The organism is Phenylobacterium sp., from assembly GCF_031360265.1.
Lineage (GTDB): Bacteria > Pseudomonadota > Alphaproteobacteria > Caulobacterales > Caulobacteraceae > Phenylobacterium.
Genome location: NZ_JANMBF010000054.1, coordinates 1 through 16163, shown reverse-complemented (window position 1 = coordinate 16163; position 16163 = coordinate 1). Strand labels below are relative to the sequence as shown.

Below are 16163 nucleotides of genomic sequence, written 5' to 3'. Positions count from 1 at the left end.
CTGTCGCCCGGCCAGCAGCTGGTCGCCCGCGACGGGTCGCGATCGGCCCAGGTCAGCACCGTCGACCCGCAGGTGGCGTTCGCGCGAACCCAGGGCAAGCTGGTCTACCTGGAGGCGCCGCTGCCCCAGGTCGTGGCCGATCTGAACAGCTACGTTTCGATCCCCATTCGGGTTGATCCAAGCGCCAGCGCCATTAAGGTGTCCGGCGTGCTGCGGATCGAAACCGAAGAGGCCATGCTTGAGCGCCTTGTGCTGTTCGCGCCGATCACCACCCATGCGGTCGGGGGAGAGATCGTGCTGAGGGCCAAGGCAGCCGCACCCTGAGAGACATCCGGATATTCCCAGGCAGGTCGGCGCGGGGCGGCTGGCGCTCAATGGCGGCCCTGACCGCCAGCCTGGTCGCGGGCCGGGCCGAGGCGGTCCCGGCCGAGGTGCGCCTTCAGATCTCGCCGAAGCCGGTTCGCCAGGCGCTGATCGACTTTGCCCTGCAGGCCGACGTCTCCCTGGGCGGCGCGCTCGACGCGTGCCGCGGGCTCAGTCCCGGCCTCTCCGGCAAGTTCCGGATCGACGCCGCCTTGTCACGCCTGCTGGCCCGGAGCGGCTGCGCCTATTCGCTGCAGGACTCGCGGGCCGTGCTGATCCTGGCGGAGCCTTCCAGAACGGCGCCGCGGGTCACGCCCATCCCGGCGGCCCGCCCCGACCGGCCCGCCGCCATCGGTGAGATTGTCGTCACCGCCCAGCGATATCCGAACCTCCCGGGCCGCACGCCCTACGCGATCTCGGCGCTTTCCGACAACAGCCTGCGGCGCGATGGCATCCTTGACCTGCAGGGCCTCGCCAGTGAGGTCGCCGGGATGACGGTGACCAATCTGGGCCCGGGCCGCGACAAGATCCTGCTGCGAGGGCTGTCAGACGGGGCCTTTACCGGTCAGGCGCAATCGATTGTCGCGCTCTATCTCGACGACGCGCCGATGACCTACAGCGCGCCCGATCCGGACCTGCGGCTGGCCGACGTCGAACGCGTCGAGGTGATGCGCGGCCCCCAGGGTACGCTCTATGGGGGCGGATCGATCGGCGGCGTGGTGCGGATCGTTACCCGCAAGCCCAATCTCGACCGGTTCTCCGGCGGCTTGACCCTGGGTCTGGGGAGCACGGATGGCGGTCGCGACACCGAGATGGAGGGCGTCCTGAACCTGCCGCTGGTGGCGGGACGGGTCGCGGTCCGCGGCGTCGCCTACCGCGACACGCAGAGCGGCCAGATCGACAATGTCGGGCTGGGCCTTTCCGATGTTAACGCCTCGCGCCGCTATGGAGGTCGCGTCGCCGTGCTCGCCAACCTGGTTCCGGGCTGGACGGCGATGGCTGGCGTCATCCACCAGTCGATCATCAACGACGACACTCAGTACGCCCTGCGTCGATTGCCGCAGGGGCAACGCGACAATGCCGTCCGCGAGCCTCACGACAACGATTTCGACGAGACCAGCCTCTCGCTGGCGGGCGATGGCGCGTGGGGACGGATCGCCGGGTCGCTCGTCCGCATCGGCCACCAGTACGTCAGCCGATACGACGCCACCGCGGCGATCGCCCGGTTCGCCGGACCGGCCGGACCGGCGGCCTTCGATGAGGACCGGCGCGTGGAACTGACCGTGGCCGAGGCGACCTATGCCTCGCCCGCCGATCGGCCGCTGCACGGGCTGGCCGGGGTGTTCTTCTCCACCGGCGAGACCAAGCTCGACACGGTCTTGGGTCCCGCGCCTTCACCATCATCCGCCCCGGTCTACGCCGAGGCGCGGGTCGACCGGATCAAGGAGACGGCGATCTATGGCGAGGCCACCTGGGACATCACCCCGAAGCTTTCGGCGACCGTGGGGTTGCGATGGTTCGATTTTCGCTTCGACACGGTCTCCGACGTCCGGCAGCCTGCGGGGCGCCAGGCGTTCGCCGATGGCGCCGACGCCAGCGGCTGGTCGCCGAAGTTCCTGCTGAGCTATCTCGCCCGACCCGGCGCGCTGATCTATGCCCAGGCCTCGGAGGGCTATCGGCCCGGAGGCTTCAATACCAGCGGCCAGATCGGCCAGACCTTCGACCAGGCGGGCTTCCCACGCCGGCAGTATCAGTCCGACGAGCTCTGGAGCTATGAGGTCGGCGTCAAGTTCCGAGGGTTCGATGACCGTCTGCAGACGCGTATCGCGGCCTTCCACGCCACCTGGCAGTCCGTCCAGAGCGATCAGTTCCTCGCCGACGGGCTGGCGTTCACCACCAATATCGGCGACGGGGCCAACAGCGGCCTGGAGGTCGAGGCGGCGTGGCGGGTGAACAATGACCTCGATCTGCGCGGCTCGGCGCTGATCAATGATCCCGAGATCACCCATCGCAGCCCGGACGTCCTGGCGAAGACCGACGCCGGCCTGCCGGGCGTGTCCCGGGCCTCCGCCGGCATTGTGCTGGACTATCATCGCCCGCTTGGCGGCGCCTACACCCTTCGCCTGGTCGGCCAGTCGGCCTATATCGGGACCTCCCACCTGACCTTCGACGCCGCCCACAGCAATGTGATGGGCGACTATGTCACTCTGCGCGGCAGCATCGCCCTCGAGGCCGACAGCTGGTCGCTCAGCGCCTCGCTCGAAAATCCGTTCAACGCCACGTCCAACAGCTTTTCCTTCGGCAGTCCCTTCCTGATCGGACAAGAACAGGTCGTCACGCCGGTGCGGCCACGAACGGTCGCGGTGCGACTGACCGGCCGCTTCTAAGCCGCCTCGGTCGCCGCCACCGACGCTTCGCTCGTCGTCGCCGGGGCGCTGAGGCGGGTGATTTCACTCAGCAGGATGGCGGGCGAGATCGGCTTTCCGACGACCCCGTCCATGCCGGCGTCGAGGTAGGCCTGGCGCTGGTGGGCCAGCACATTGGCGGTGAGCGCGATGATCGGGGTCCGGGCCGTCGCCCCGCCCAGCGCGCGGATGCGGCGGGCCGCCTCCACGCCGTCGATGCCCGGCATCTGCACGTCCATCAGGATCACGTCGAACCCGCCCCGCTCCGCCGCCTCGACCCCGAGATAGCCGTCGGCCGCGGTGGTCACGCTCGCCCCCAGGCTTTCCAGCAGCTTGGTGGCGATCATCCGATTGGTCGGATTGTCCTCGACCACCAGCAGGTGCAGGCCGGTGAGCGCCAGCCCCACCGTCTCGACGCAGTCGGCGATCGGCGCCGCCGGCGTGGCCGCGATCTCCAGCCAGAACGTCGAGCCTACGCCGGCCTGCGATGTGAAACCCACCGCGCCGCCCATCAACTCGGCGAGGCGGGTGGTGATCGACAGGCCCAGGCCCGACCCGCCGAACTTGCGGGTGGTTGACGCGTCGCCCTGGTTGAACCGTTGAAAAATCTGCGCCTGGGCGGCCTGGGGAATGCCGACGCCGGTGTCGATCACCGCGAAGCGCAGGAGGCCCGCGCGCGGGCTGGCGCAGCTCAGGGTGACGGACCCCGTCTCCGTGAACTTCACCGCATTGCCCACCAGATTGAACAGCGCCTGGCGCAGCCGCACCGGGTCGGCGTTGACCCATCCCAACCTGGGGTCGGCGTCGAGCGTCAGCTTCAGGCCCTTGCCGTCAGCCTGCGGCCGCAGCAGCCGCACCACGCCCTCGGCCAGCGACCGGGGATCGAGCGGCTCGCAGGCGAGCTCCAGCCGTCCGGCTTCGATCTTGGAGAAATCTATGACGTCGTTCAGCAACTCGGCAAGCATCTGGCCGCAGGAGAGCGCTTCCTCGAGCATGTTGCGCCCGTCCTCGCTAAGGCGCTCGGCCTTCAACAGGTGCATCACGCCCATGACGCCGTTCATCGGCGTGCGGATTTCATGGCTCATGTTGGCCAGGAAGGCGGCCTTGGCCTCGCTGGCGGCTTCGGCGGCGCGCTGGGCTTCCAGCAGCTCGATTTCCTGGCGTTTGCGCGCGTCGAAGTCCTGGATCAGGCCGACCGCCTTCAGCCATCGACCGTTGCGGCCAAGCTTCAGGTGATGCGACAGGCGGACCCAGCGGGTCTCGCCATCCGGCCGCACGATGCGGGCCTCGAACGATCCGTCCCGGCGGCCCCCGGTGTGCAGGGCGCGGAACGCCTGGCGCACATGCTCGAGGTCGTCGGGGTGGAACCCCGGAAAGCGCAGTTGCGTCGCCTGCTCATAGGTCGCCTCGCCCTGGCCGGTAATCCGCACGAATTCCGGCGAGGCCCAGAAGGTCCTGGCGACGTGGTCGATCTCATAGACCCCCGCCTCGGCGGCCTGCAGCGCGATCGACAGGCGCTGCGCGTTGGCCTGCGCCTCACGCTCGGCCCGGCGCATCCTCAGTTCGCCCCGCCGGGCCGCGTCACGCGCCTTGGCGAGTTCGGTGATCTCCTCGGAGATTCCTTGCAGCGCGAAGGCCCCCGGACCCCGCGGCGCGGTGCGGAAGGTCGCCCGCCAGGAGATCCACCGTCCACGGACCTTCAGCCGGTGTTCCAGGCTGGCGCCTTCTCCGGTCGTCACCGCGCGGGTCATCAGCGTGCGGACGCGTTTGCGGTCGGCGGGATGCACGCGGGCGTAGAACTGTTCCGACGTGCGGATGTCCTCGACGTCCGCGCCGGTCAGGTTGAGCAGGTCCAGCGACCATTCGATGCGGTCTTCCAGGGGCTCGAAGACCCAGGCGCCGATGCCGGCGGATTCGCTGAGCAGCCGACTCGTGAGGCGGGTCTTCTCAAGCTCCTGGGCCCGCGCGCGCTCTTCGCTGGCATCGCGCATGGTGACGATCAGGTCGCCGTTCTGCATTTTCTGGGTGCGCGAGGCGGTCCAGCACCAGTCGCCGTCGCGCCGCTTCACCCGCATCTGGTTTTCCGCGACCTCGCCCGGCTCCAGGGCCCGGATCGTGTCGCGGGTTCCGGCGATGTCCTCGGGATGGAAGAAACTGAGCGCGATCTCCCCGATCAGATCGTGCTCCGCCCAGCCGGTCAGGGCGCCCCACGCCCCATTGACCAGCTTGAAGCGGCCATCGGCGCCGATGACCTGCATCAGATCGCGACTGTTCTCGAACAGCCAGCGAATCATCTCGTCCTTGCGGGCCGCGCCGGTCGCGCTTTTTCGGGCCATGGGCGTCAAATCCCCAACGTGGCGGGACTCTAGCGCCTGGAAGTAAATGTAACCTTGGTCTTGGCGAGGAGCCCGGCCGAAATCCAAAAACGCGGTCTCGCCGGCGACCGCCCCGGCCGAAATCAGGGCGGTCACCAGGTCAGACGGGCCTGGCGACCTCAGCGGATCCTGCTACCAGGCATAGGCCTCCGGCGCGGGACCGCAGGCGGGAAAGATCGCTTCGATCTTCGCCAGGACGTCGTCGGCCAGATGAACCTGCGACGCCTGCAGGGCGGACGCGAGCTGCTGGCGGTTCCGGGGCCCGATGATCGCGGCCGTGACCCCGTCCTGTCGCAACAGCCAGGCCAGAGCGACCGTGCCGGGAGTCTCGCCGATGCCCAGGCAAAGGCCGTTGAATCGGGATAGCTGCTCGGATCGGGCGCCGGCCGCCAGCCTCGCCTGCCCGGACTGCCGACGCCCGTCCGGGTCCTGCGATGCGCCCGCAAGCAGCCCGCCCGCCAGGGGGCTCCAGACCATCAGGCCCAACCCGTATTCGCGGCAGGCGGGGATCACTTCAAGTTCGGCGCGGCGTTCGATCAGGTTGTAGAGGCTCTGCTCCGACACCAGGCCGAGACGTCGTCTCGCGATCGCCGTCTCGTTGGCCTGCGCGATCTTCCATCCCGGAAAATTGCTGGAACCGACATAGGTGATCTTGCCCTGGGCGATCAGTCGGTCCATCGCCTGCCAGATCTCCTCCATCGGCGCCGTCCGGTCGATGTGATGCATCTGGTAGAGATCGATGTGGTCCACGCTGAGCCGTTTCAGGCTGGCGTCACAGGCCATCTGGATGTGGCGCGCCGAGAGGCCGCGATCGTTGACGTCGTCCGACATCGGTTCGTGGACCTTGGTGGCCAGCACGATCCTGTCGCGTCGCGTTCTGTCCTGGGCGAGCCATCTGCCGAGCAGGGTCTCGGTGGTCCCGACCCCCAGGTGGCCGCCGTACTGGTTGGCGGTGTCGATGAAATTGACCCCGGCGTCGACCGCCTCGCCGAGGATCGCGAAGGCCTCCGGTTCGGGGGTTCGCGGTCCGAAGTTCATCGTGCCGAGACAGAGTTCGCTGACCTTCAGCGCCGAACGACCCAGCTGGCGATAGTTCATGGGAGGCGTCCGCGGGATCGGTTCATCGCGCGCGCAGGGTCGCGCCGGTGACCAGCGGCTCGCTGGAATCGGCGACGCAATGCCTGACCAGGCGCTGAGCCCGCTCGGACAGCTTCCGGAAGTCGCCATGGGATATGCCCGGAACGATCGGCTCCCTGAACCAGGGCGCGTAGAACTCCAGGTTCGGGATCGCCCGCATGGCGCCCGAGATGTTCGGGGTGCCGCCGTGCCAGGCGCGCACGTCGCGGATCATCACCGCGCCGGCCGGCGCCGGGCAGACCGTGCTCAGCCGCATCCATTCGGGTTCGTCGGCGAGACTGGGGATCGGCGCGCGGGACTGTTGGGTGCCCGGAATCTGCCGCGTGGGTCCGTTCAGGCGCGTGACCTCCTGGGGCAGGAAGTTCACGCAGACATAGGGACACGGAAGGTCGCGGACGGTGACTTGCCGGCGCGGATCGTGAAAGGCGCTGAAGGGCGTCGTGGCCGGGTCGCACCAATCGCGGACGTCGGAATGAAGCGGCTGGTATTCCACCGCGCCGGGAAGGCAGAAGTCGCCGCTCGCCGCGCGCAGCACATAGTCCGGCGACTCGAAGATCGCGGTCACCACGTCGGTGACCAGCGCGATGTCGAGCAGCATCTGCCATTCCGGGCGATGCAGCTGGCTGCGCGTGAGGCTCGATCCGCCAAAGGAATAGCGATGCGACCCGCGATTGCCCGCCCTGTCCTTGTCCAAGGCCAGGATCTCGGCGGCCACCTCATGGCAGCCGGTCGCGAGGATCTCCACCTGCTCGTCGTTCAGGGCGTCGGCGATGACCACAAAGCCGTCCCGACGAAACAGTTCGACAGCCCGCCGGGTGTCCGTCGATCGCAGGATGTCCAGGCCCTTGATGCCGTTGTTGACCTCCAGATTCGCGCGCAGCGCGGCGACCGTCGGCGTGTCCAGCGTCCGGTCGGATCCGGCCGTCTCGCGAAGCGATTGGGGGGTCATGGATCCTCCGCAGATGCTCAGACGTGGTTTTGGGCGGGTCGTTTGGACTCAGGCTGGGGCTGGATCGCGCGGGCGTGGCCGGCGGCGGGAGTCGACGCGCCGCGCAGCGCCGAGGTTTCGGCGCCGGCGCGGCCCAGCGCCATCGCGATCTCCTTGTGGCGCGCGCGGTCAATGCGGTAGGCCGCCAGGATCAACAACGACGCCACCGCGAACACCGCGGCGACCGGGCCCCAGATCAGCACCAGCCGGACCTGCATCTCGTGGGGCAGGACCGCGCCGACCGTGCGGCCAATCGCCTTCGGAAAGCGGATCAGATCCAGGGCCACGCCCGCCAGCATCACCCCGAGCCCCGTGGCCGCCTTGCCGGCAAAACCCAGGCCGGCGAAATACAGTCCCTCGCGTCGACGCCCATAGAGGTACTCGTGCTCGTCGGCGGCGTCGGCCATCATCGACGGATAGGCCACGGAAACCAGCCCCGTACCGATGCCGGCCGTGAAGGAATTGATCTGCATCGGCAGCACCGCGGCGCCGCCGAGCGGCAGATAGACGCCGGCGAGCATCAGGCCCTGGATCACCAGCCAGTTGGCGATCAGCAAGCTGAAGCCCAGGACGACGACGTGCTTCTTCTCAAGCCGCGTCTGAAGCATCGGTGCGACGGTCACGCCCAGCAGGATTCCCACCAGGTAGGCATAGCTGATGAACTGGATCAGCTCGCTCTTCATCCGCCAGACAAAGACGAACGCGTGATTGTTCAGGCTGGCGTTCAGGCCGGTCGCGGCAAACAGCACCACCGCCGAGATGAACAGCAGTCGAAAGGACGGGTTGCGAAAAATCTCCGCGATCTCGCCTGGCAGCCGCTCCCAGATTCGCCCGGCGACCTGTTCCGGCTGCGGCAGGCGGGCGGCGTACCGGCCCACGCCCCAACAGCACAGCGTCATGCAGACCAGGAGAAATCCGGCGACCGACCAGCCAAAGCCCGGATAGCCCTCTGGCCTCTGCAGCCCGCCATGGGCGAAGAACACCGAATAGCCGATCGCGGTGATGGCGACCGCGGCGACGATGCCGGCGAAGGCCCGATAGACAACCACCCGCGTGCGTTCCGCGTAGTCCGTCGACATTTCGGCGCCCAGCGCGATGTAGGGGACGTTGAACAGTGAAATCGCGCTTCGCGCGGCCACCGAGGTGAACGCCAGCCAGCCAAAGAGCGCGGCCTGCCCCAGTCCGGCCGGCGGCGAGAATAGCAATCCCACCGTGACCGCGATCAACGGGGCCGCCAGCATCATCAACGGCAGCCGCCGGCCGAACCGGGATTTCATGTTGTCGGACCATGACCCGACCAGGGGATCGACCACGGCGTCGAAGGCCAGGCTCACCGCCAGGGCCGCGCCGACCAGCGCGCCGGAAAGCCCCAGGACCGCGGAATAGTAGAAGAACACAAAGCCGATCGCGGCATCGAACCCGCCATTCTGGGCGGCCTGGCCGAGGCTGTAGGCCAGCTTGACCAGGATCGTGGGCTTGATCTCGGTCATCCCGGCGGCCCCATGGGTCGCAGCCTTGATGTTCGCCAAACGCGCGTCCCCCCAACCAGTGCCGCCAAGGGCTTCCGCGGGGGCCGCCAACGCTGGCGGCGCGCCTTTGGACGCGGTCCTCGCCAGACCCAATATCACTATTGACGAAGACGACAACAATGCCAGGCCCGCCCGCGCCCCACGCTTGGGCCGGCCGCTGGCATCGCGCCCGCCTTGCCCACGGTCGCGCCACGGCGCTGCAAGGCGCGACGCCCGGGAACTCATATTTCGGTCCTCCGTTATGCCTGGTGGACTCCGGCGCGATTTGAGGGACCCTCCAGGTCCCGGCAGGTTTGAACAGCGGGTCGCGGCTTGATTCAGCGCAAGGTCAAATGCGCGGCGGCCGTGCTCTGCTGGCGTCGTCACCCTCCTTGGAGCGGCGCGATGACAGCTTTGTCCCTGGGCCAGACGTCAAAGCCAGTGCCGGCAATGCGAGTGTCGGCAATGCCGGTCTCGGTGGGGCCGTCCTGGCATCGCGCCGTCGGGGCCGAGGTCGCGGGGTCCGGCGGAATCCGGGCGGCGGTCGAACACCGTCTGCATTGCGAACGTCCCCGGCATCTGCGCTACCTGCGGGCCAGGCTGCGTTGCCGCGAGGACGCGGAAGACGCCTTGCAGGACTTCACGATCCGCGCTCTGCAGGGCGCCGGTCGCGTGCGTGAAGACCGCATCGACGCCTGGCTTAACGTCAGTTTGCGCAATGCGCTGTTCGACCGCTACCGCCGCGAGGGTTCGCGCCGGCGGCTCAACGAAGCGGTCGCCGCAGAGCCGACCGCGGCTGGCGAATCCGATGTGATCGAGGACGTCTCGACCGCCTGTCTATCGATCTCGATCGCGCAATTGAAGCCGAGCTATTCGACCGTCCTGCGCCGGGCGGACCTGGAGGAGGCGTCGCTCGGAGACCTGGCGCGGGAGCTGGGCCTGACGCCGAACAACACCGCGGTGCGCCTGCATCGGGCCCGTGCGGTGCTGCGCCACGCGATGCACCTGCGCTGCACGGCCTGCCCGGCCCCGTGCGGGCTCGCGGCCAACTTCATCGCCCGGAACGCGGCCTGACGCCCCCGCGCCGGGCCTCCGATCCTGGGTGCTGGCTGTAATATTGACTGGCCCGCCCCGTCTTGCCCCACGGCGGCATGGGGACCAAGGCGACCCCCTTGCCAGGATCGATGACGGAGGCAGGCGGTGAGCTACTACTTTTCAAAGACCATCCAGAGCTCGTTCGGCGAGGCCGTACGGCGCACGCGCGAGGCGCTGCAGGCCGAGGGCTTCGGCGTGATCACTGAGATCGACATGCAGAAGACGCTCAAGGCGAAGATTGGCGTGGACTTCCGGCCCTACATCATTCTGGGCGCCTGCAATCCGGCGATGGCCCACCAGGCCCTCCAGATCGAGGACAAGATCGGCACAATGCTGCCCTGCAACGTCGTGGTGCAGGCGCGCGCCGACGGCATTGTGGAGATCGCGGCGATCGATCCCGTGGCCTCCATGCAGGCGGTCGGCAATCCCGCGCTGATCGTGAAGGCCACGGAGGTCGCGGCGAAGCTGAGGGGCGCTGTGGACCGGATCTGAAGCTCCCGAGCTCTTGTCGTCGGCCGGCCGGTCGCGCAAAGCCGCCGGGGGATCCCGACCCGCCCGGCAAGCCCCAGGGCGGGCGCGGGCAGGCTATCCTGTGACGGTTCCGAAAATCTTGCCGATACCGGCCGTAACGCCCATCGCAATCGCCCCCCAGAAGGTCACTCTGGCCATGGCCCTGAACAGGTTCGCGCCTCCGGCCTTGGCGCCGATCGCCCCGAGCGCCGCCAGGAACGCGAGCGATGCGACGGCCACGACGGGTGTCAGCAGGCGTGTCGGCGAAGCCACGACCATCAGCAGCGGGAACGCGCCACCCACCGCGAAGGAGGCGGCGGAGGCAAGCGCAGCCTGGATCGGTCGCGCCGCGGTGGCCGCCGAAATCCCAAGCTCATCGAGCGCGTGCGCGCCAAGGGCGTCCTTGGCCATGAGTTGGGTGGCGACGACGGCGGCGACATCGGGAGAAACCCCGCGCCGTTCGTAGATCGCGGAGAGTTCGCGGTGTTCCGCGTCCCGGTCCGCGGAAAGCTCGCGCGTCTCGCGGGCGAGGTCCGCCGACTCGGCGTCGGATTGCGAGCTCACCGAAACATATTCTCCCGCGGCCATCGACATGGATCCGGCGACCAGGCCGGCCACGCCGGTCAGCAGGATGCCCGGGCGCCCCGCCGAAGCCGCGGCGACGCCGAGAATGAGGCTTCCCGTCGACAGCAGTCCGTCGTTGGCGCCGAGGACCGCGGCGCGCAGCCAGCCAACGCGGGCGACACGGTGGGCTTCCGGATGTCGTGGTGGTCGGCTCAAGCTGTTCTCCCCGCCGCGCCCCGTCTGGCGGGCGAGAGACCCTCCGGGACAGCGACCTGCAAACGCCCGGCGCTCCCCAAGGCTCCGCCGCGCTATCGATCCACGCCCATCCTCGACGCTTCGACCGCCGCGCGGCCGCCTGAGCTCACTTCGCCTTCAGGCCCGCCGACGCCTTGGCCATGATGGCCGTGCATTTCTCATGCTGGACCTGCATCTCGGCGGCGGAAAGCGGTTTCGCCGGCGGCGGGGCGTGGCCCAGCTTCTCGGCGCTGTGCTCGTGCGGAACGCGGCCGTCCATCCTGTGGCCCATCAGCCGCTTGCAGTGCGCATGGAGCTCGGTGTCCGTCATTTCGGCCATGAGCTTGGCGGAGGCGCCGTCGACCGCGGCCTTCGGGTCGTGGGCCAGGGCGGGGGCGGCGAACAGCGCCACCGACGCGGCGAGGCTCAGGATTAGGCGCTTCATGGAAGTCTCCTGCTCCGGGTGGTTCGACCGGCGTTCGACCGCCACGGCCACGGACCAGCTTGGCGGCTTGGCTGAACCCCCACCTTGACCTCGATCAAACGGGTCGATCAGCGCTGTTGGCGGTTCGACAGGATCTAGGCGTGAGGCGGCGAGGCGGCGGCGACAACACGGGGGCCAGGCCGGTTCTTGGCGAAGAAATCGACCGCGTCGCGCGCCATCCGGCCGACACACCATCGGGCATAGCCCGGGGCCATGAGGCGGCCGAGCAGGCGCCGGGCGCCGGCCTTTGGCAGAGTGTAGGCGATCCAGACGCGCAGGCGCGCGCCGGTCGCGATGGGTTCCAGGTCGAACCCCATGCTGTAGGCGTCTAGGATAATCAGGCGGGTGGCGCCGGCGGTCCGCCAGACCTTTTGCCGCGGGGGGTTGCGCTCGGTCACCACCTCATCGACGGCGAGCGAAAGGCCGAAGGCCGAGCCGGCCATCCGGATGTGCGATCCGACCCTCTGGCCGCGGCCGGCGTCAAAGTCGTAGGTCATGCGCCCCCCGCCCATCATAGCCGACGGGCGCTCCATGTGCCCCGCCAGACGGGTCTGGTCGTCAAGGCGGGCGAACACCTGCTCGGGCGTCGCGGGGACCTCGACGACGGTGACAATGCGTCGCGACATCGCTCAGTTCCTCACGCCTCAGCCGTCGCCGAACGGCTGTGTCAGCGACGAAGTCACGCTCGCCGGGACGCCCGGGACGAGCTCGGCGTCAGGCGCGCGGCCGGCTACGGCCGCCCGGTGGCAAGGGCTCATGGTGGTTGGCTCCGTGTCCATGGCCGTGGTGCATGACCAGGTGCATCAGCGGGCAGGCGAGGAAGAGGAGGTAGGGCAGATAGACCAGATAGCCCGAGGCGTGCCGCCAGTGCTCGCGCAGGAGCCAGAAGCCTGCCGCCGAGGCCATGGCGACCACCAGCATCGCCGCGAAATCTCTCAACCGCTCGCTCATGGCGGGTCCTTTCGATCTATTTTGGCGCCGCGGGCGGATGCCTGTGGCCGTGGGGCGAATGGCCGGCGCGAACCGGGCTGTGGATCGCCTTGTGGCGCTTGGTCCTGGACCGCGCGCCGAAGGCCCGGGGCCACCGGCCGAAAGCCACCTCCAGCACCGCGAGCGCACTGGCCTTGAGGAACTGCGCAAGCTCTCCGAGGCCGCGAAAAAAGCCGCGAATCCTCGATGGCGGCGGTCCGGAATTGCGCTGGGACATCGGCAGGCCTCCTGATGGGACGGCAGTCTGACACCCCCCAGGCGCCGCGGCCTTGATCGGCGTCAACCGCTTCACCCGCCCTTCCGTCACGGCGCGAATCCGTCGCCTCCGTAGCGCTACCTAGGGGTCGTTCCGGAGTGTTCCGCCCGGCGCGGCGCGGTGAAGCTTCCAAAAGATCGGAGCCTGCGCATGACCGGCGAAGGGCCGGCGCCCATGGGCGCGCGGCGACACGCGATTGATATGTCCGGTGGCCCCGCCTATGCCTTCGCCATGCCAAACCGCGCCGGGCCGTGGCCGACAGCAGCAGGTCTTTCGGCGCGCCACCGGTGGACGACCTATGGCGTCGCGCTGGGCGCGGCCGCCGTGGCGGTGACCCTGCAATTCCTCCTCTATCCCATCTTCCAGGAGCGGTCGGTGTTCCTGGCCTTCCTGCCCGCGGTGATGGCCAGTGCGATCCTCGGCGGCGCGGGTCCATCGGTTTGCGTCACCGCGCTTGGCCTGCTCGCCGGTTGGGCGACCGCCGGCCCGGCCCTGGTTACCGACCGCGCCACCCTCGTGACCGCCCTGCTGTTCCTGGGCGCCGGCGGCGGCCTGGCGCTGGCCGCCTGGCGCTTCGGGCGAAGCGAGGCGGCCCAGACGCTGGAGGATCTGAAGGAACGCGAGGCCCATCTCCGCTCGATTCTGGACACCGTTCCGGACGCCATGATTGTCATCGACCGGGAGGGTCGCATGCGCTCCTTCAGCGCCGCCGCCGAGCGCCAGTTCGGCTGGACCGCGGCCGAAGCGATCGGCCAAAACGTATCCATGCTCATGCCCGAGCCCTACCGGAGCGCCCACGACGGCTATCTGGCGCGATACCTTGCCACCGGCGAGCGGCGGATCATCGGCATCGGCCGCGTCGTGGTGGGCGCGCGCAAGGACGGCTCGACCTTTCCCATGGAACTTTCCGTAGGGGAAATGGAGGGGGTGGCGCACACCTATTTCACCGGCTTCGCGCGGGACCTCTCAGAGCGCGAGAGCGCCGAGCGACGCTTGGCCGACCTGCAGTCCGAGCTGGTTCATACGTCCCGGCTGACCGCCATGGGCGAAATGGCCTCCGCCCTGGCGCACGAACTGAACCAGCCGCTGTCGGCGATCGCCAACTACATGAAGGGCGCCGAGCACCTGCTCAACGCGACGCCGCAGAACCGCGAAAAGATCAAGCGCGGGCTGCGGAGCGGCGCCGAGCAGGCCATCCGGGCCGGCGACATCATCCGCAAGCTGCGGGATTTCGTCGCCAAGCGGGAGGTGGAGCGGCGCGTCGAAAGCCTGCCCCGGATGCTGGAAGACGCCTGCGCCCTGGCGATGATCGGGGCCCGCGAGCGCGGCGTCCACCTTCATTTCGAGATCGCCAGGGGCGCCGACCTGGTCCTCGCCGACAAGACCCAGGTTCAGCAGGTCGTGCTCAACCTGGTGCGCAACGCCATCGACGCCATGGAGGACATGCCGCGTCGGGATCTGCTGGTGTCCGCCCAGACCGCCCCGGACAACATGCGCCAGGTGTCCGTCGCCGATACGGGGTCGGGCGTCGCCCCCGGGCAGGTCGAGCAGCTGTTCAAGCCGTTCCACACCACCAAGACCCAGGGGATGGGCGTCGGCCTGTCGATCTCGCGGACGATCGTCGAGGCCCATGGCGGACGCATCTGGGCCGAGCCAAACCCGGGCGGCGGGACCATCTTCCATTTCACCCTGCACGGCGTGCTCGCCGATGAGCTGGTGGACCATGACTGAGCGGGTGATCCACATCATCGATGACGACGACGCCATGCGCGATTCCCTGGACTATCTGCTGGACGCCGCGGCGATGACCACGCGCACCTATGCCTCCGCCGACGCCTTCCTGGCGCAGATCGACCAGCTCGCTGCGGGCTGTATCGTCACCGACGTCCGCATGCCCGGCATGAGCGGCCTGCAGCTGGTCCGGGTGCTTGCCGAGCGTGGCGTGCCGCATCCGGTCATCGTCATCACCGCCCACGGCGACATCGCCATGGCGGTCGAGGCCATGCGCGCCGGCGCGATCGACTTCCTCGAAAAGCCGTTCGAGGACGAGGCCCTTCTGGGATCCATCCGCCTGGCGCTTTCGAGCGGCTCGCGCGCAGAGCAGAACCAGGCGGAGAAGGCGCGGCTGTGCGCCATCCTGGAGACCCTGTCGCCGAGAGAGCATGACGTGCTGACCGGCGTCGTCGACGGCAAGATGAACAAGACCATCGCCTTCGAACTGGGCATCAGTCCGCGCACGGTCGAAGTCTACCGCGCGAACATGATGTCCAAGACCGGCGCGCGGGGATTGAGCGAGCTCATCCGGATGGTCACGCTCGCCCGCGGCTGAGCGCACCGTTGCGCTGAATCAAGGACATCGTCGTTCCACTGGGGACCATGGGGGGCCTGTCCCCGCCTTGGATCAGTGGCCTGAAATGATCAGTCCTCGTCCTCCACCCTCGACCGTCATCGTCGTCGATGACGATGACGGGCTGCGGAGGGCCCTTCGGTACGCCCTTGAAATCGAAGGCTTCAACGTCGTCACCTGCGCGAGCGCCGAGAGCTTGCTCAAGCTGGCGCTGCCCCGGACGTCAGCCTGTCTGGTCGTGGATCAGGCGCTGCCGGGATTGAGCGGAATCGACGCGCTTGAGGCCCTGCGCGCGCAGCAGATGGACCTGCCGGCCATCGTCATCACCAGCTCGCCGGACGCGCGGCTGCGCGACCGCACCCAGCTGGCGAACGCGGTCTTGATCGAAAAGCCGCTGTTGAACGATCGTCTGACCCGCGCCATCCGGGCGCTGCTCTAGCCGATCCCCGCCAGCGGAAGGGTGAGTGTGAAGCGCACGCCTTCGGCCGACGACGAGAACGGGGCCGTCGCGCCCAGCTGAACCGCCAGCGCGCGGACCACCCGGAAGCCAAGACCGCCGTCCGGCTGGGGATTGAAAGCGCTCGGAAACCCGGGCCCGTTGTCGATGATCTCGATCGCCGCCGCACCTTTTGCCCACCCGGGATCGGATGGCGGACAGGAACAAACCTGCGCCATGGCGCACTGTGTCGATTGATCGGGATCAAGGAACGCAAGGGCGCCGCAGGAAATCGGCGGACCGGCCTGGGGGCGAGATCTCCCCGGCGATCCTGGCGCCCGGCGCATCGCCGGCCGGAGAAGACCCGCCTCCGTGCCGCTACCTAGGGGGCGCACACGAATATTCGCCGACGGGGCGAAGCGCGAGCCTGCGATCATCGACGACGGAGTTTTCTCATGACCCTCACGCGCT

Annotated in this window: 16 protein-coding genes and 1 pseudogene; 7 read left to right on the top strand and 10 right to left on the bottom strand. The window is 68.6% G+C overall.

The genetic code is table 11. The features are described 5' to 3' along the window. Positions 1-324: pseudogene (locus RMN86_RS04820) on the top strand (hypothetical protein); the annotation flags it as partial. A 50-nt stretch (positions 325-374) separates the two neighbouring features. Beyond that, on the top strand, positions 375-2750 hold the full coding sequence (locus tag RMN86_RS04815) for a TonB-dependent receptor (RefSeq protein WP_309604697.1): 2376 nt from the start codon (positions 375-377) through the stop codon (positions 2748-2750). Here RMN86_RS04815 and RMN86_RS04810 read toward each other — a convergent pair. The 4 genes from RMN86_RS04810 to RMN86_RS04795 form a co-directional block, all read right to left on the bottom strand. Further along, positions 2747-5104 carry a PAS domain-containing protein gene (locus RMN86_RS04810; protein WP_309604696.1) on the bottom strand — a complete coding sequence of 786 codons (2358 nt, stop codon included), beginning with the start codon at positions 5102-5104 and terminating at the stop codon, positions 2747-2749. The genes RMN86_RS04815 and RMN86_RS04810 overlap by 4 nt on opposite strands. Before the next feature lie 171 nt (positions 5105-5275). Beyond that, positions 5276-6241, bottom strand: a complete 966-nt coding sequence (locus tag RMN86_RS04805) for an aldo/keto reductase (RefSeq protein WP_309604695.1) — start codon at positions 6239-6241, stop codon at positions 5276-5278. 22 nt (positions 6242-6263) lie between these two features. After that, on the bottom strand, positions 6264-7229 hold the full coding sequence (locus RMN86_RS04800) for a phytanoyl-CoA dioxygenase family protein (protein WP_309604694.1): 966 nt from the start codon (positions 7227-7229) through the stop codon (positions 6264-6266). Positions 7230-7246: 17 nt separating this feature from the next. Further along, the gene (locus RMN86_RS04795) at positions 7247-8758 is read right to left on the bottom strand and encodes an MFS transporter (RefSeq protein ID WP_309604693.1); all 1512 of its coding nucleotides are present in this window, start codon (positions 8756-8758) and stop codon (positions 7247-7249) included. Between the two features lie 483 nt (positions 8759-9241). Between RMN86_RS04795 and RMN86_RS04790 the strand changes: the two genes are divergently transcribed. Further along, positions 9242-9850 carry a sigma-70 family RNA polymerase sigma factor gene (locus RMN86_RS04790; RefSeq protein ID WP_309604692.1) on the top strand — a complete coding sequence of 203 codons (609 nt, stop codon included), beginning with the start codon at positions 9242-9244 and terminating at the stop codon, positions 9848-9850. A gap of 126 nt (positions 9851-9976) precedes the next feature. Then, on the top strand, positions 9977-10363 hold the full coding sequence (locus tag RMN86_RS04785; protein ID WP_309604691.1) for a DUF302 domain-containing protein: 387 nt from the start codon (positions 9977-9979) through the stop codon (positions 10361-10363). A 93-nt stretch (positions 10364-10456) separates the two neighbouring features. On the opposite strand, the gene RMN86_RS04780 is transcribed toward RMN86_RS04785, so the two are convergent. From RMN86_RS04780 to RMN86_RS04760, 5 genes are all read right to left on the bottom strand, one after another. Then, entirely contained in the window at positions 10457-11161 is a 705-nt protein-coding gene (locus tag RMN86_RS04780) for a VIT family protein (protein WP_309604690.1), read from the bottom strand. A 145-nt stretch (positions 11162-11306) separates the two neighbouring features. Further along, on the bottom strand, positions 11307-11624 hold the full coding sequence (locus RMN86_RS04775; protein ID WP_309604689.1) for a hypothetical protein: 318 nt from the start codon (positions 11622-11624) through the stop codon (positions 11307-11309). 134 nt (positions 11625-11758) lie between these two features. Beyond that, entirely contained in the window at positions 11759-12289 is a 531-nt protein-coding gene (locus RMN86_RS04770) for an SRPBCC family protein (protein ID WP_309604688.1), read from the bottom strand. Positions 12290-12377: 88 nt separating this feature from the next. Then, positions 12378-12614 (bottom strand): DUF2933 domain-containing protein, encoded by a 237-nt coding sequence (locus RMN86_RS04765; protein ID WP_405041310.1) that lies wholly within the window; start codon positions 12612-12614, stop codon positions 12378-12380. Positions 12615-12630: 16 nt separating this feature from the next. Further along, entirely contained in the window at positions 12631-12870 is a 240-nt protein-coding gene (locus tag RMN86_RS04760) for a hypothetical protein (RefSeq protein ID WP_309604687.1), read from the bottom strand. Between the two features lie 240 nt (positions 12871-13110). On the opposite strand from RMN86_RS04760, the gene RMN86_RS04755 reads away from it, so the two are divergent. The 3 genes from RMN86_RS04755 (at position 13111) to RMN86_RS04745 (ending at position 15695) form a co-directional block, all read left to right on the top strand. Then, positions 13111-14640 carry a PAS domain S-box protein gene (locus RMN86_RS04755; protein WP_309604686.1) on the top strand — a complete coding sequence of 510 codons (1530 nt, stop codon included), beginning with the start codon at positions 13111-13113 and terminating at the stop codon, positions 14638-14640. Continuing rightward, positions 14618-15238, top strand: a complete 621-nt coding sequence (gene fixJ, locus RMN86_RS04750) for a response regulator FixJ (protein WP_309604685.1) — start codon at positions 14618-14620, stop codon at positions 15236-15238. Before RMN86_RS04755 ends, fixJ begins: the two co-directional genes overlap by 23 nt. Before the next feature lie 85 nt (positions 15239-15323). Continuing rightward, positions 15324-15695, top strand: a complete 372-nt coding sequence (locus RMN86_RS04745) for a response regulator (RefSeq protein ID WP_309604684.1) — start codon at positions 15324-15326, stop codon at positions 15693-15695. On the opposite strand, the gene RMN86_RS04740 is transcribed toward RMN86_RS04745, so the two are convergent. Beyond that, positions 15692-16163: ATP-binding protein (locus RMN86_RS04740; protein WP_405041309.1), on the bottom strand; the 472-nt coding region annotated here is incomplete at its 5' end. The two genes, RMN86_RS04745 and RMN86_RS04740, sit on opposite strands and share 4 nt — an antisense overlap.